Source organism: Mesorhizobium sp. M4A.F.Ca.ET.050.02.1.1, assembly GCF_003997725.1.
GTDB lineage: Bacteria > Pseudomonadota > Alphaproteobacteria > Rhizobiales > Rhizobiaceae > Mesorhizobium.
In genome coordinates this window covers 1-14725 of sequence record NZ_RZSG01000068.1, presented here as the reverse complement: position 1 = coordinate 14725, position 14725 = coordinate 1, and the positions used below count along the sequence as shown (strand labels likewise).

Here is a 14725-nt window from a genome sequence, read left to right as displayed (position 1 = left end):
CCTCGATGCCGTAGATGCCCGGGCCCCATTCGGCGTCTCGGCAAACAAATTGTCGCGCCGGCAGGCGGCGCTGCTCGCCGTCACGCTGCCCAATCCGATCGCCCGCAATCCGGCAAAACCGGGGCCGGGCTTGCGACGCCTGGCGGCACTGATCGAGCGGCGCGCCGGTAGGTCGGGAGCCTATGTGGGTTGCCTTGATTAGGACGAACCAGCGCCGGCTCAAAAAAATTTGCCGCGGTGCTGGCCAAAACGGCGCAAGGCGTGTATAGGCACCCGACTTTCTCAGATTATGGCCCCAGACGCGGCCCTTTCACGAGGGTTGCCGGGGCATTTTGACCATGTAGTGGAGCATATCCATGGCCGTTCCGAAACGAAAAACCTCTCCGTCGAAGCGCGGCATGCGCCGCTCGGCCGACGCCCTCAAGGCCCCGACCTATGTCGAGGACAAGAATTCCGGCGAAATGCGCCGCCCGCACCATATCGACCTGAAGACCGGCATGTATCGCGGCCGCCAGGTTCTGGAGCCGAAGGAAAGCTGAGAAGCTTCCGGCGGTTTGCGACTTCCAAAAAGACCGGCCATTGGGCCGGTCTTTTTGCGTTTGGCCTCGCCAATCGCTCCAGCGTCGCGGTCCGATACCGACTCCGCCGACGGACCCTGCGCGCCGGTCTTTGTGGCCTGACAGGCGCGGGAGGAACCCCCGCTAACATGCTTGTTTCGCGCGGTCTTCGAGCGTGTTAGCGGCGACGCATGAAACTTCTTGACGAGGAAGGCCGGCGGGCTGCAACTGAAGGAAGCTCAATCGGAGACGCCAGATGTTCGGTGCCATCCCCCTGCTGATCGTGCCCTTCGTGCTCTACAATCTCGGGCTGCTCGGGATATTCGGCAGCGGCGACGATCCCTGGGCCAACGAGATGTTCTCGTTCCGCATGATGTCCGGTGGCGTTTTCTCGATGACGCTCGGCGACCTGATGGTGCTGATCGGCCTGATCTTCCTGTTCGTCGAGATCTCAAAATCGGTGCGCACCACCAACGCCTCGATCCTCGACCATCTGTTGTCGACACTGGTCTTCATCGCCTTCCTGGTCGAGTTCCTGCTGGTGAAGGGCGCAGCGCATTCGGTCTTCTTCACCCTGATGGTCATCGCGCTGTTCGACGTGCTCGCCGGCTTCTCGGTGTCGATGCGGTCGGCAAGCCGGGATATCAACCTGAACTAGGATGTGCCGATATTCAGGTGAGACCGGTCTGCAAATGATCCGGGCTCAGCCCGGATCGGCAGTGAAGCCGGCGGCTTCGATGCCGGCGATCGCGGCGGCCTCGTCATTGTCCGACGTGTCGCCGGAGATGCCGACCGCGCCGATGACGGCGCCGACATGATCGCGGATCAGCACGCCGCCGACGACAGGCAGGACACGACCGCCGGAGACGTCGGAGATGCCGGCGATCAGATGCGGCCGTTCCTTGGCGAAGGCTTCGACGCGGCGCGAGCCCATGCCGATGGCGAGCGCGCTATAGGCCTTGCCGGCCGACATTTGCGGACGCAGGAACGATGCGCCGTCCTGGCGCTGGAAGGCGACCAGATGGGCGCCGGCATCGAGCACCGACACGCCGAGCGGCCTGAGCTTCAGCTCGGCACCCCTGGCGAAGGCGGCGTCGATGATTTGCTTGGCTTTCTCGAGCGTCAGCGCGGTCATGGCAGTCTCCTGTTGAAGGCCGCGATCATCGTCGACGAGACGCAAGATACAATCCCGGCCGCGGTTGAAACTGATTTTCGGGAAGTGGCGAAACGCCGCGCCCTGTCTAGCCGGCGGCAGCCTCAGCCTTGCGGGCGACCACCACCTCGTAGCCGGCCTGCAGGGTCGCCCGAACGGTTGGCCCCTCATGGTCGATCGGCGCGCCGAGGTGTTCATGGCGCAATTCGTCCATGAAGCGCTCCCATAAGGGTGGGCCGCCGTTTTCCAGAAGCTCAGCGCGGATCGAGAGCTCCTCGCTGACCGGCAGCCAGACACGGCCCCAGGCGCCGAGATGCGCCATGATCGGCACCAGGGTGATGGCCATCTCGGTCAGGCTGTAGATTGCCTTCTGCTTGTGGGAAGGATCGTCGGCCTTTGTCAGCATGCCCAGCTCCATCAGCCGCTTCAGCCGGTCGGCAAGGATGTTGGACGCGATGCCCTCGATCGATCCGTTGAGCATTTCGCGAAAATGACGCCGGCCGCCGAAGATCATGTCGCGCAGGATGATCAGGCTCCAGCGATCGCCGAACACTTCGAGCGACAGATTGATCGGGCAGCCGGAGCGGTGATCGGTGTTCATGCAAAGTCTCCAGAAAAACCGGTTGCATTATCGTATCAGTCTGATTATCGTGCAACTGATTGCAAAATGCAATCGGATTGACAGAGAAGGAAGCGACCATGAAGACGAAAGAGCAGCCCCGGATCGTTTCCGAAACTTTTGGCAGTCCCGGCGATCCGGCCGTTCTGCTGATCATGGGCGCCATGGCGTCGATGCTGTGGTGGCCAGAAGCGTTCTGCCGGAAGCTGGCCGGCGAGGGTCTGTTCGTAATCCGCTACGACAATCGCGACACCGGCCACTCGAGCAAATACGCGCCTGGCGAGCCGCCCTACACATTCGATGACATGGCCGACGATGCCATCCGCGTGCTCGACGATCATGAGGTCGTGAGGGCGCATGTGGTCGGCATGTCGATGGGCGGCATGATCGCGCAGCTGGTGGCGCTGAAACACCCGTCGCGCCTCACGGCGCTGACCGTGATCAGCACGTCGCCTGTCGGCATCGACACCTCGCATCTGCCGGGAATGTCCGAGAGCTACAAAGAGCACGCGGCGGCAGGTGAGAAGGTCGATTGGTCGGATCGCGAGCAGGTGATCGACTTCATCGTCAGCGAAGCCCGCGTCATCGCAAGCACCGCGCATCCGTTCGACGAGAAGCGGACAAGGGCGTTCGTCGAGCGGGACTATGACCGGTCGGGAGGCCTGCTCAGCGCGACCAACCACTTCCTGCTCAAGAACGGCGGAGACTGGAAGGACCGCCTTCGGGCGATGCGGATTGCGCTGCTCGTCATCCACGGCACGACGGATCCGATCTTTCCGGTCGAGCATGGCGCAGCGCTCGCCGAGGCGGTTGCCGGTGCGAAGTTGGTGCGTATCGAGGGCGGCGGCCACGAACTGCATCCGGACGACTGGGCCGTCATGATCGCCGCCATCGTGGCGCATGACCGGGCAGCGCGGGCGCGGGCCGATCCATCCCCGGCGTGACAGCGCCTCACCGGATGCGCCATTATCAAGACCAGAAGCCCCCTTCCGCCCGGACCGGCGGCCACAAGCGAGCAAGCAATGTCTCTGACCATGCACCTCCACCCGCTGGCATCGTTCTGCTGGAAGCCGCTGATCGCGCTCTACGAGAACGGCACGCCTTTCGATGTCGTCATTGTCGATCTCGGCAACGAGCAGTCGCGCGCGGCGTTCCTGAGACTGTCGCCGGCGGGCAAGATGCCGGTGCTGCGCGACGAGGCGCGCGGACAGACGGTGCCGGAATCAACCATCGTGATCGAGTATCTGGCCGTCCACTATCCTGGCCCGACCGCGCTGATCCCGGCCGATGCCGACCTCGCCCGCCAGGTTCGGACCGCCGACCGCTTCTACGATTTCTATGTGCAGGAGCCGATGCAGAAGATCGTCGGCGACCGGCTGCGGCCGCAGGGCCAGACCGACCCGTTCGGTGTCGAGCAGGCGCGGGCGCAGTTGCGCGCCTCCTACGCCATCATCGAAACCGAGATGCAGTCGAGGATTTGGGCGGTTGGCGAAACCTTCACCATGGCCGACTGCGCGGCGGCTCCGGCGCTGTTCTACGCCAACAAGGTCGAGCCGTTCGGCGACAGGTTCCCCGCGGTTAGGCGTTATCACGATCGCCTGCTCCAACGACCGTCCTTCGCCCGCGTGATCGAGGAAGCCCAGCCCTACTTCAAGTTCTTCCCCTACAACGACGGCTGACATCAGTGCTTCGCGATCGGAGGCGAGCGGTCCTTCTCACCTGGCCTTGCATCGCTCCTATGGCTCGATCACCTTCTTGCGGCCCTCCGGTTCCACCATCTCGAGCCGAGTTTCGGGACCATCCGCCTCGAGCAAAATGTAGCTTGCGTCGTCGCCGCCGACGAAACTCAGACCGGCGCTGGCGGTCGTGGCGCTGATCTTGACCGAGGGCTGGCCATTCTCCGCGATGAGGCGGAACAGCACGGTTTCGGCCTCGCCGGCCTTCGCCGGGAGCACGGAGATGCTGGAGCGCACCCGGCCCTGACTATCGACAATCTGAAGCCCGCTTCCGCGCAGAATGCCTGGGCTGTCCTGCGCCTTCGCCGGCAGGATCTGCGTCAGCCCCATGCCAGCGAGCAGAACCAGATTGATTGCCGTCAGAGCGCCAAGAACCGCTTCGCGTCGCATGGGTTTCCTCCTCCACAGCCAGAAAAAGCGCAGAACGGAATCGCATCAAGCAAGTGCCGGACCGGTCATGCCGCCCAGAGGTCACTCGCCGGGCAATGCTTCCCAGAACTGGTCGAGCCAGATGTTCAACCGCAGGAAGCCGGCACTGCTGACCGTGTAGACCCGCCGCGTGCCTTCCGCCTTGGCGTTGACCAGGCCGGCCTCGAGCAGAACCTTCAGGTGCTGCGAGACGGCTGGGCGTGAAACTGGCAGTCCGGCCGCCAGTTCGTTGACGGTCTTCGGGCCGCGCCGGAGCTCTTCGAGAAGATAGCGCCGGTTGGGATCGGCAATCGCCACAAAGGCATCAGAAAACATCATGCGTCATTTTAGAGGCAAAGTTTCCCAAATCTCAACCATTGGTTTCAGCCTTTCTGCGCGGATCGAGCCGCAAGGCTTCCGGCGTCACCGAACGGTCGGCCGGCTGGGTCTTGAAGGCGTCGCGGTTTTCGATCGGCACCGGGGCGCGGCGGCTGATGCGCAGCAGGGTGTAGCCCGCCAGGCAAAGATGGGCGAGCGCGGTGGCCAGGAACAGGCCCTCGGGGCGCAGCCAGCCCATCAGGCCGGCGGCGAGCAGGGGCCCGATCATGGTGCCGAAGCCGTAGAGCAGCAGAAGACCGCCCGAAACCTTGACGAAATCCTCCGCCCGCGCGTGGTCGTTGGCATGCGCCACTGCGATCGAATAGAGCGTGTAGGCGAAAGCGCCGTAGGCGGCGGTCAAGACGATGACGAAGACGCCGGAGCGCGGCTCGAACAGGAAGACGAAAATGGCAAACAAGGCTGCGCCAAAGGCCGCACCCGCCAGCACGAAACGGCGGTCGGTCTTGTCCGAGAGGCGTCCCGCCGGAAGCTGCATGGCCGCTCCCGCCACCACCACCAGGCTCATCATCAGCGCGATCTCGGCCGTTGAGATGCCGATGCGGGCGCCATAGACGGCGCCGAGCGTGCCCCAGGCGCCGTTGGCAATGCCGATCAACAGGCAGGCAATCGCCGACGCCGGCGAATTGGCGTAGAGCCCCTTCACGTCGAGCTTCACGTCCTGCAGCGGCTTCGGATGCGACTGCGTCGAGACGGCGGTCGGGATCAGCGACAGGCAGAACAGGATGCCGGTGATCATGAACAGCGAAGCCGACTTCACGTCGCCGCCGGCGACGATCATCTGGCCGCCCATGATCGATGCATAGGTGACCATCATGTAGAGGCCGAAGACGGTGCCGCGGTTCTCGTTGGTGGCCTTCTCGTTCAGCCAGCTTTCGATGACCATGAAGGCGCCAGCCATGGTGAAGCCGGTGAAGGCGCGCAGCAGGATCCAGACATATTCATCGATGATAAGGCCGGTGAGCAAAGCGACGATGGCGCCCGACGCGGCAAAGGCGCCGAAGGCCCTGACATGGCCGGCGCGGCGAACCAGGCGCGGCGCAAAGAAGCAGCCGGTGACGAAGCCGCCGGCCCAGGCGGTGCCCATCAAGCCCAGCGATGCCGTGGAAAAGCCCTCCAATTGGCCTCGCAACGGCAGCAGCAGCCCGTGCAGGCCGGACGCCGCGAGCAGGAAGGCCGTGCCGCGAAGCAGCGAGAGGATCGGTCGGTAGGTCGCAAACATTGGCTGATCCGGCTGGAGGTTCGTGGCGCTGGTCTGACAGGCGCATTCGGGCTTTTCGGCGGCGAACACTGCCGCTTTCAACGCTAGCCGCGGCGGAACAGCGCCTCGGCCGCTGATTTGGTCGCTCCCTTGGCCTTCAACTCGGCTTCCAGCCGGGCGATCTCGTCGCGCAGCATGCCGATCCGCTCGGACAGTTCGTCGGCCGAAAGCAGGGCCAGATCCTGCCCGATCTCATGCGGGCGCGCCTTCTTAACGGGTTCGTCGTCGAAGATCGCCATCGTCGCTCCTCCCTGATATGCCATTTGCCGGATTCGACAATGAGCATACATAGGGCACGGGTGCTGATGCAAACGGCCAGCCAAAGAGGCCAGACGAGGACGGGACAATTCATGGCGAGCGCACAGAAGATTCCGGCGAAGATGATGGCGATCGCGATCTCGGAGCCAGGCGGGCCGCGGGTGCTGAAGCCGGAAACGCGCGATGTGCCCCTGCCGGGGCCAGGCGAGGTCCTGATCCGGGTGCGTGCCGCCGGCGTAAACCGGCCGGATGTGCTGCAGCGCAAGGGCGCCTATCCGCCGCCGCCCGGCGCCTCCGATCTGCCGGGGCTCGAGGTCTCGGGCGAAGTCGCGGCACTTGGCGACGAGATATCGCGCTGGCGCATCGGCGACCGGGTCTGCGCGCTCACCCCCGGCGGCGGATACGCCGAATATGTCAAGGTGCACGCCGGCAGCGTGCTGCCGCTGCCGGCCGGCTTCACCCACACCGAAGCGGCGGCGGTGCCGGAAACCTATTTCACTGTCTGGCACAATGTGTTCGAGCGCGGCGGCTTGAAGTGCGGCGAAACGCTGCTGGTGCATGGCGGTTCGTCGGGCATCGGCACCACGGCGATCCAGTTGGCGTCGGCCTTCGGCGCCTACGTCATCACCACCGCCGGCAGCAGGGAAAAATGCGACGCCTGCCTGAAGCTCGGCGCCGACCGGGCGATTAATTACCGCGAGGAGGACTTCGTCGCCGCGGTCAAGGACGCGACTGGTGGCAAGGGCGCCAATGTGATCCTCGACATGATCGCCGGAGACTATGTGACACGCAATTACGAGGCCGCGGCGGTGGAAGGCCGCATCGTCCAGATCGCCGTGCAGGGCGGGGCGGCGGCGAGTGTCGATTTCTCCAGGCTCATGGTCAAGCGGCTCACCCATACCGGCTCGACGCTGAGGCCGCGCACGGTCGAATTCAAGGCGGCGATCGCCGTGGCGCTGGAGGCGCAGGTCTGGCCGTTGCTCGGCAGCCGCAAGATAGCGCCGGTGATGGACACGATCCTGCCGCTCAGCGAAGCCTGGCGGGCGCATGAGCGGATGGAGGATGGGGAGCATATCGGCAAGATCGTGCTCGACGTCGGCTAGGATGCATCGATATTCAGGTGAGGCCGGCCTGCAAACGGCGCTTTCCTGCGCTTCCGGTGCTCACGTAGTTTCCTTGCTGCCGCATGTCCTTGTCGGAAAACCGGGACCACTTCTCCGGGACATGCGGAAGTACGCTCCGCTCCGGTTCTCGGAAACCACCGTTTTGGTCGCCCCGCGCCCGTCTTCGACTCCGCCTCGGCCTGACCTGAATCTCGACGCGCCCTGGTGTGTAAATCGCCTGCGGAAAAGCTGAACAAGAGCTTAATGCTGCAATGCACAAAACGCATTGCCGCCATGCAAAAGCGTCCGTTCAATTCTTAGGCGGCGGTGCCTATTTACACGGCATCGAACAAATCAACCAACGACTGGAGACCCGCCATGAACCCGATCCGCGCTTTCCGTAACTGGCGCATGTACAACGAGACCGTGCGCGAGCTGAACAAGCTCAACGCCCGTCAGCTTCACGACCTCGGCATCAACCGCGCCGACATCGAGCGTATCGCCCGCCAGGCTCTTTGATCTCAAGCGCGCCCCGGCCGTGAGGCCGGGGCAGCGTTGCGAAGCCAGAGCCGTCGAAGACGCTTGCTCGTCTCCGGTTCCGAACCCGCTGGACCCAGTCCGGCGGGTTTTGTCTTTCTTGGGCCGCGGCCGTGCCCGGCCTCTCCTCCAGGGCTCTCCAAAAACATTGCGAAATGGTGACGGAGCGGTTATACAGGCCGCGAATTTCCCATTTTGGTGGCTCTAAAACCACCGCCCGCGCGGGAACGCGGGCGAACGAGAAGGATTTTTGGAAATGGCCAATACGCTGCTGATGCCCAAGGCGACCGCCGTCTGGCTGGTCGACAACACCGCGCTCTCCTTCGAGCAGATCGCCCAGTTCTGCGGGCTGCATCCGCTTGAGGTCAAGGCGATCGCCGACGGCGAATCGGCGCAAGGCATCAAGGGCATGGACCCGATCATGACCGGCCAGCTGACCCGCGACGAGATCGCGCGCGCCGAGAAGGACCCGAACCATCGACTGAAGCTGTCCGACCCAAAGGTCAGGGTGCCGGAATCCAAGCGCAAGGGCCCGCGCTACACGCCGCTGTCGAAGCGTCAGGACCGGCCGAATGCCATCCTCTGGCTGGTGCGCAACCATCCCGAACTGAAGGACGCGCAGATTGCCCGTCTTGTAGGCACCACCAAGTCGACGATCGAGCAGATCCGCGAGCGCAAGCACTGGAATTCGGCCAATCTGCAGCCGATGGATCCGGTGACGCTGGGTCTCGCCTCGCAGATCGACCTCGACATGGAAGTCAACCGCGCCTCGCGCGGCCGCGAGCAGGCGCAGCCGGTCGGCGACACGCTGCTGCCGGCGGCGTTGACGGAACGGCTGGTCCCGGCGCCGGAAAAGCCGAAGGACGAGGACGCCGAGCTCGACGCCAACGCCGTCTTCGCCAAGCTCTCGGCGCTGAAGTCGAAGGACAAGGACACGGACGACGAGGAGTAGAATTCTCGGCATGCCAACAAAAAAGCCCGCTTCGAGCGGGCTTTTTTATTGGCCTTCGAGCCTTCAGTTGCGCGCCGCCCGGTCCGGCGTCATGCCATAGTCCTCGCTGCGCTCCACCGCGCGGTAGAAATCGGCGAGCTGCTTGCCGCGCTCCGGTTTGTAGACGCGGCCGGCGATCACCACCGAGGCAATGCGGTCGATGCGGAAGGCGCGGAAATCGTCGCGCATCTCGCACCAGGCGACCAGCGTCCACACCTTGCCCCAGAACCACAGGCCGAGCGGCCGGATGTCGCGCGCCGTGCCGCGCCCGGCCTCGTCCGAATAGTCAATGGTCAGGACCTGGCGTTTCTCGATCGCGCGCTCGATCAGGTCGATCGCCTCGCGCGCGGCATCGCTCACCACCCACATCGGCGTGTGGATCTCGGTGCGGGCGATGCGGTCCTTCTCGGTATCGGGCAGCACGGCGCCGATCTTGACCAGCGCCTCGTCGGCGGCCCGCGCCATTGCGGCGCCGCCAAAGGCGCGCACCATGCGGGCGCCGGCGACCAGCGCCACGATCTCGTCACGCGTGAACATCAGCGGCGGAAGGTCGAAACCCTCCCTCATCATGTAGCCGACGCCCGCCTCGCCGTCGATTGGCACGCCGGTCGACTGCAGGTCGGCGATGTCGCGATAGATCGTGCGCTCGGAAACCTCGAGCCACGTACCCAGCTTCTGGGCAGTGACCAGACGGCCGCCGCGCAAATGCTGCACGATCTGGAAGAGCCTGTCGGCACGACGCATCGTATGGTTCCTCGATGTTGTTCCTATCATGTCGTGGTTCCCAAAACCGGTTCCCACTTTTGGGCGACATGCACTATGGCTTCAGCCCTTCGCGCTTGCGCTGCACGGCGACGAACTCCGTGCCGAAGGACAGTTTCCTCGTTGTCGGCGTCCTGGCGTCCAGCACCCGCCAGAACGGCGCGATCTCGCTCAGCGCCATGCCGTGCTCGAGATCCTCGCCGGCGGCCTCGGCAACAGTGCGCAGATGATAGCCAATGGCGACCGGGCATGTCACTTCAGCCCCGTTCTCGATGGCCAGCGCGGTGCGCAGCGCGCGGACGTCCATCTCGACGCCTTCGGGGATCGAGCGGATGAAATCATCGACCTGGCGCGCCGTCGGCACCAGCATCGGCTGGCCTTCGACGACGTCGGCGAAGCTCCGCGGCGACGGCTTGATACCATTGACGCCCGGCGTGTTCAGCCTGTCGTTCCAGCTCTTCACCATGCGAAGTTCACTCTCTACTCCTGCCACACCATGACACGACCCTCCTGACAGCATACTGTCAGGAGGGTTCAGCACGTCTGCTGACGATAGGGTGCCTACATCCTGCTCGAACCATCAACTTTCTCACGCTCGATTGCCCGAAGTATTTCCGCTCCGTCGCTTCTACATCTGGGCGCGGCAGTGTCCGCATCCAAGCGCGGCCTGCAAAAATCGTTCAATGGTCGAGGTGGCGGCCGTTGCCGTACATATCCGGCCAGCCAATGTCCTTGCGGATGTCCGCGGGCAAGCTGTTCATGAAACGCTGGGTGCGGATCTCGTTGCGCATCGTGCGGATCTTGCCGACATAGTGCTCGATGCTGCGCAGTACCGTGAAGCTGGTCATGGCTGGTCTCCTCTTTTCGATGAGAACACTATCGCACACCCCTGCTGACAGCAGTCTGTCAGGAGGGTGGCAGGTCTGCGAAGAAGATTGCGGTCAGCCCGGCCGGCACCCCGGGAAACGGCCGTCTTGCGCGGTTCTGTTTGGGTCCGGAAGTGCGACGCCGGCTTTGACAGCAGGCTTCGATGCTGCTCAAAGGCGGCATGTCGAAGCTCCTGGCGCTCGTTGTCATTGGCATCATGCTCATCCAGCTGATCAAGCCGCTCGGCTGGCCGGGGCTGAGGCGGCGCAGCGATTTCTGGAAGCTGGCGCTGCTTGCCATGGCGGCGATCTCGATCACCGCTGTGCTGGGGCACTGGGGCTAGAGCCGAAGCGCCACCCCATCGGGCGCCGCTACGCCAAGGGCTGCTCGCCCAGAACAGGGGCTAGCAGATGCTCCGCCCAGGCGCGGTAGCCGGCTTCCGAGGCGTGGAATCCGTCGACGGCAAAGCCGGCCTGCGGATCGAGGATCGGCAGCCGCGACGCAGGAACCGCGCCGCGCTCCAGGCAGAGGCGCTTGCCCATCCGGTTCATCTCGGTGGCCCTGATCTCGAGAATCCTGCCAAGCAAGGATGGCATCGCCGGCGCCCGCGTGAACTCCAGCACCGGCGACCACACCACGCGCGCCTCCGGCCATTTGGCGCGCAGCGCGTAAAGCAGGCCGCCGAACTCCTTCTTGAAGCGTGGCACCGAGTGGAAGTTCTTGGTGTCGTTGGTGCCGATGGCGAGCACGATATGCGTCCACGGATCGGCCGACAAATTGGGCAGGACATGGTCGCGCACCTGGCCGGAAGTCGCCGAATTGAAGCCGGCCGCCCGCCAGCGCACCGCACTGCCGGTCCGTTCGGAAATCAGGATGGCGAGCTGCGCCGCAAGTCCGTTCTCGGAATGGCCAATGCCGACCGAGGCGGCGGAGGAATCACCCAGCACCAGCAGCGTGATCGCCGGCGCCTTGCCCTGCATCTCATGCATGACCGGACCCCGCGCCGGCAGCATGCGGCTGGTGCGACGGCGCACGCCGAGCCCCTGCCAGACATAGACGGGAAAGGCGAGCCAGGTGAGGAAGGCGAGCAGGCGCTGCATGGCTCATGCCCTTAGCGCATATTGTTGTGCGGGTGAACGATCTTGCCGCGCCGGTTCAGTCGCAACACGCCGACGGCGGCTCGGATACGTCCCCGTACTCGTCATGCAGCCGCACCCAGTCCATCAGGCCACCATAGGGGCCGGTCTCGTTGCGGCCCTTCGGCGTCATGTCGAGATAGTGATAGGCGCCGATCAGCTGATCGCCGCCGCGAGCGCGCGACGTGAAGGTGAGGAAGATATCGCCGGCCTCGTCCCTGTAGAACACGCTGGAACCGGGCAGGTCCTTGGAGGTGCGGGCGCGCCTTTCGAAATTGTAGGTGGTGTCGCCGGCCGCGATCTGCTTGTCGGTGAAGGAAACCTGCATGTCGAAGTTGAAGTCGGACGCATAGGACGACACCCAGTCGAACCGCCAGCCCATGCGCTGCTTGTAGGGCAACAGCTCGGCCAGCGGCGCGCGCGACACCACGACCAGCGACACGTCATGATGCTGGAGATGCAGATTGGCGCCGTCTATGTGGTCGGCGAGGAAGGAGCAGCCCTCGCAGCGATGGTTCGAACCGGGCGCCAGCATGAAGTGATAGACGATCAGCTGGCTGTTTTCACCAAAGAGCCCAGCCAGCCGTTTCGGGCCTTGCTCGCTCTCAAAGACGTAGTCCTTGCGGATCTTCAGCCAGGGCAATTCGCGCCGTTCGGCGGCGACGCAATCACGAAACCGAGTCAGTTCCTTCTCGCGCTCGAGGTGCTTTCTGTGCGCCTCGAACCAGTCTTCCCGCGAAACGATGGCATTGCGATGCATGACTATCTCCTGTCCTCTCCTGCCAAGGACGTTCGACATCGGGGCGATCCGACATGGCCGGCGCGCTTTCGACGCAGTCCCAGAAGTGGGGATGCCCGGCCGCGAAAACAAAACCCGGGCGCGTAGCCCGGGTTTTTCGTCGCGTCTGAAGAAACGTGTCAGGCGGCCCTTTCCAGCGCCGGCTGCCATTTGCCGAGCGCCGCCAGATGGTTCATGTGGGCGCGATGGATAAAGGCCGCCTGCCCGGCGGCTATGTTCGACGCCTTGCCACTCCAAGCTTTCTGCGCGGCTGCCTGCAAGGCACGGCCATAGGAGAAGGTGAGCTTCCACGGATGCTGGCCGATGGCGTTGATGGCGTTGAGGTTGGCGGTCGCCTCCTCGTCCGATTGGCCGCCGGAGAGGAAGGCAATGCCCGCAACCGCCGCCGGCACCGTCTCGCGAAACAGCTTTATTGTCTTTTCGGCCACGATCTCGGGACTGTCCAGCTTGCCCGATTTCTTGCCCGATATGACCATGTTGGGCTTCAGGATGGTGCCTTCGAGCACGACGCGCGCGGCATAGAGCTCGCTGTAGAGCTTGAGCAGCGTCGCCTTGCTGACCTCGTAGCAGGTGTCGATGCCGTGGGCGCCGTCCATCAGCACTTCCGGCTCGACGATCGGCACGATGCCGGCCTCCTGGCAGAGCGCGGCGTAGCGCGCGAGCGCATGCGCGTTCGAGCCGATCGAGGTCGCCGACGGCACACCCTTGGCGACGTCAATATCGATCACCGCGCGCCATTTGGCGAAGCGGGCGCCGAGCTTGTAGTAATCCGCCAGGCGTTCGCGCAGGCCGTCGAGGCCCTCGGTGATGGTGTCGCCGGGAAAGCCGGCCAGCGGTTTGGCGCCGGCATCGACCTTGATGCCGGGGATGGCGCCGGACGCCTTGATGATGTCGACCAGCGGCGTGCCGTCGGCAGCCTTCTGGCGGATGGTCTCGTCATAGAGGATGACGCCGGAAATGTAGCGCGTCATCGCGTCCCCGGCGCGGAACATCATCTCGCGATAGTCGCGACGGCTGTCGGCCGTCGATTCGACGCCGATGACGTCGAAGCGCTTCTTGATGGTGCCGGAGCTTTCATCGGCGGCCAACAGGCCCTTGCCGTCGGCCACGATCGCGGCGGCAATGTCTTCGAGACGTTCGCTCATTGTTGCTTCCTCCTGACAGCGGTTTTCCGCGGTTCACGGAACTCTACCGCCAAAGGAATGATGCCGGAAAGCGCGAAATCGAACGAATGTCGCGCCGCCGGGCCGGCTCGCCGAGTGTTGATCGAGTCGATTGGGCTGGTCGCATTCGTGCAACCCAGGCGTCACCGCTTGGCTGCAAGAATGCTCCGTTTTCACGGGCGGAAAAACCGCAGCCCGATTTTCCTGGAATTGCTTCAGCGCTTCAGCACCTCGACGCCGGGCAGCGGCTTGCCTTCCATCCATTCCAGGAAGGCGCCACCAGCGGTCGAGACATAGGTGAAGTCGTCGGCGACGCCGGCATGGTTGAGCGCGGCCACCGTATCGCCGCCGCCGGCCACCGAGACCAGCTTGCCGGCCTTGGTGCGCTGGGCGGCGTGCTTTGCCGCCGCCACCGTGGCGCGATCGAAAGGCTCGATCTCAAAGGCGCCGAGCGGGCCGTTCCAGACCAGCGTGGCGGCGCGGTCGATCCAGTCGGCGACGGCCTTCACGGTCTTTTCGCCGACGTCGAGGATCATGCCGTCGGCCGGCACCTCCGATATGGCGACGGTCTCGCTGGCGGCGCCAGCCTTGAACTCTTTCGCCACCACGCCATCGGCCGGCAGGATGATGGCGCAGCCGGCCTCGGCCGCCTCGATCATGATCTGCTTGGCGGTGGCGGCAAGGTCATGCTCGCAGAGCGACTTGCCGACCGCGGTGCCGCGCGCGGCAAGGAAGGTGTTGGCCATGCCGCCGCCGATGACCAGCGCGTCGACCTTCTTCACCAGGTTCATCAGGAGGTCGATCTTGGTCGAGACCTTGGCGCCGCCGACGATGGCGACGACCGGACGGACAGGATTGCCAAGGCCCTTTTCCAGCGCGTCGAGCTCGGCCTGCATGGTGCGGCCGGCGAAGGCCGGCAACAGATGCGCCAGGCCCTCGGTCGAGGAGTGGGCGCGGTGCGCGGCGGAAAAGGCATCAT

21 protein-coding genes and 1 pseudogene are annotated in these 14725 nt (G+C 64.4%); 9 read left to right on the top strand and 13 right to left on the bottom strand.

What is annotated here, in order from left to right:
- From EOA33_RS08055 to EOA33_RS08045, 3 genes and pseudogenes are all read left to right on the top strand, one after another.
- Positions 1-202, top strand: a pseudogene (locus tag EOA33_RS08055) (transglycosylase domain-containing protein); the annotation flags it as partial.
- 154 nt (positions 203-356) lie between these two features.
- Entirely contained in the window at positions 357-539 is a 183-nt protein-coding gene (gene rpmF / locus EOA33_RS08050) for a 50S ribosomal protein L32 (protein ID WP_006203806.1), read from the top strand.
- 274 nt (positions 540-813) lie between these two features.
- Complete coding sequence (locus EOA33_RS08045; protein ID WP_126057953.1) at positions 814-1215, top strand: hypothetical protein; 402 nt, start codon at positions 814-816, stop codon at positions 1213-1215.
- 45 nt (positions 1216-1260) lie between these two features.
- Here the strand turns inward: EOA33_RS08045 and EOA33_RS08040 are convergent, their stop codons facing one another.
- Positions 1261-1692, bottom strand: a complete 432-nt coding sequence (locus EOA33_RS08040; protein WP_126057954.1) for a heme-binding protein — start codon at positions 1690-1692, stop codon at positions 1261-1263.
- Positions 1693-1798: 106 nt separating this feature from the next.
- Complete coding sequence (locus EOA33_RS08035) at positions 1799-2311, bottom strand: helix-turn-helix domain-containing protein (protein WP_126057955.1); 513 nt, start codon at positions 2309-2311, stop codon at positions 1799-1801.
- Between the two features lie 98 nt (positions 2312-2409).
- On the opposite strand from EOA33_RS08035, the gene EOA33_RS08030 reads away from it, so the two are divergent.
- The gene (locus EOA33_RS08030) at positions 2410-3273 is read left to right on the top strand and encodes an alpha/beta hydrolase (RefSeq protein WP_126057956.1); all 864 of its coding nucleotides are present in this window, start codon (positions 2410-2412) and stop codon (positions 3271-3273) included.
- A gap of 78 nt (positions 3274-3351) precedes the next feature.
- Positions 3352-4008, top strand: coding sequence for a glutathione S-transferase family protein (locus EOA33_RS08025; protein WP_126057957.1), 657 nt, complete (start codon positions 3352-3354; stop codon positions 4006-4008).
- 57 nt (positions 4009-4065) lie between these two features.
- Here the strand turns inward: EOA33_RS08025 and EOA33_RS08020 are convergent, their stop codons facing one another.
- The 4 genes from EOA33_RS08020 to EOA33_RS08005 form a co-directional block, all read right to left on the bottom strand.
- Positions 4066-4455 (bottom strand): hypothetical protein, encoded by a 390-nt coding sequence (locus EOA33_RS08020; protein ID WP_126057958.1) that lies wholly within the window; start codon positions 4453-4455, stop codon positions 4066-4068.
- 81 nt (positions 4456-4536) lie between these two features.
- The gene (locus EOA33_RS08015) at positions 4537-4812 is read right to left on the bottom strand and encodes a metalloregulator ArsR/SmtB family transcription factor (RefSeq protein WP_126057959.1); all 276 of its coding nucleotides are present in this window, start codon (positions 4810-4812) and stop codon (positions 4537-4539) included.
- Positions 4813-4843: 31 nt separating this feature from the next.
- On the bottom strand, positions 4844-6091 hold the full coding sequence (locus tag EOA33_RS08010; RefSeq protein ID WP_127405392.1) for an MFS transporter: 1248 nt from the start codon (positions 6089-6091) through the stop codon (positions 4844-4846).
- Positions 6092-6174: 83 nt separating this feature from the next.
- Complete coding sequence (locus tag EOA33_RS08005) at positions 6175-6369, bottom strand: DUF1192 domain-containing protein (RefSeq protein ID WP_126057961.1); 195 nt, start codon at positions 6367-6369, stop codon at positions 6175-6177.
- Positions 6370-6480: 111 nt separating this feature from the next.
- Between EOA33_RS08005 and EOA33_RS08000 the strand changes: the two genes are divergently transcribed.
- The 3 genes from EOA33_RS08000 to EOA33_RS07990 all read left to right on the top strand — a co-directional run bounded on the left by EOA33_RS08000 (position 6481) and on the right by EOA33_RS07990 (position 8980).
- Positions 6481-7491, top strand: coding sequence for an NAD(P)H-quinone oxidoreductase (locus EOA33_RS08000; RefSeq protein WP_127405391.1), 1011 nt, complete (start codon positions 6481-6483; stop codon positions 7489-7491).
- Positions 7492-7869: 378 nt separating this feature from the next.
- A complete protein-coding gene (locus EOA33_RS07995; protein WP_126057963.1) occupies positions 7870-8010 on the top strand; it encodes a DUF1127 domain-containing protein in 141 nt (46 codons plus the stop codon).
- 274 nt (positions 8011-8284) lie between these two features.
- Positions 8285-8980, top strand: a complete 696-nt coding sequence (locus tag EOA33_RS07990; RefSeq protein ID WP_126057964.1) for a DUF1013 domain-containing protein — start codon at positions 8285-8287, stop codon at positions 8978-8980.
- 63 nt (positions 8981-9043) lie between these two features.
- On the opposite strand, the gene EOA33_RS07985 is transcribed toward EOA33_RS07990, so the two are convergent.
- The 3 genes from EOA33_RS07985 to EOA33_RS07975 all read right to left on the bottom strand — a co-directional run bounded on the left by EOA33_RS07985 (position 9044) and on the right by EOA33_RS07975 (position 10629).
- On the bottom strand, positions 9044-9763 hold the full coding sequence (locus EOA33_RS07985; RefSeq protein ID WP_126057965.1) for a YafY family protein: 720 nt from the start codon (positions 9761-9763) through the stop codon (positions 9044-9046).
- Between the two features lie 73 nt (positions 9764-9836).
- Positions 9837-10247, bottom strand: coding sequence for a hypothetical protein (locus tag EOA33_RS07980; protein ID WP_189347769.1), 411 nt, complete (start codon positions 10245-10247; stop codon positions 9837-9839).
- Positions 10248-10461: 214 nt separating this feature from the next.
- A complete protein-coding gene (locus EOA33_RS07975) occupies positions 10462-10629 on the bottom strand; it encodes a hypothetical protein (protein WP_126057966.1) in 168 nt (55 codons plus the stop codon).
- A gap of 182 nt (positions 10630-10811) precedes the next feature.
- Here EOA33_RS07975 and EOA33_RS07970 point away from each other — a divergent pair, with 182 nt between their 5' ends.
- On the top strand, positions 10812-10991 hold the full coding sequence (locus tag EOA33_RS07970; RefSeq protein ID WP_189347771.1) for a hypothetical protein: 180 nt from the start codon (positions 10812-10814) through the stop codon (positions 10989-10991).
- Between the two features lie 28 nt (positions 10992-11019).
- Here EOA33_RS07970 and EOA33_RS07965 read toward each other — a convergent pair whose 3' ends face one another.
- The 4 genes from EOA33_RS07965 to pgk form a co-directional block, all read right to left on the bottom strand.
- Positions 11020-11748 (bottom strand): SGNH/GDSL hydrolase family protein, encoded by a 729-nt coding sequence (locus tag EOA33_RS07965; RefSeq protein WP_126057967.1) that lies wholly within the window; start codon positions 11746-11748, stop codon positions 11020-11022.
- A 55-nt stretch (positions 11749-11803) separates the two neighbouring features.
- Positions 11804-12544: a thioredoxin family protein gene (locus EOA33_RS07960; RefSeq protein ID WP_126057968.1), complete on the bottom strand. Its 741-nt coding sequence runs from the start codon at positions 12542-12544 to the stop codon at positions 11804-11806.
- 158 nt (positions 12545-12702) lie between these two features.
- Positions 12703-13728, bottom strand: a complete 1026-nt coding sequence (locus EOA33_RS07955; protein ID WP_126057969.1) for a class I fructose-bisphosphate aldolase — start codon at positions 13726-13728, stop codon at positions 12703-12705.
- Between the two features lie 233 nt (positions 13729-13961).
- Positions 13962-14725 (bottom strand): phosphoglycerate kinase (gene pgk / locus EOA33_RS07950; protein WP_127405390.1); only part of this gene is annotated, 764 nt, incomplete at its 5' end.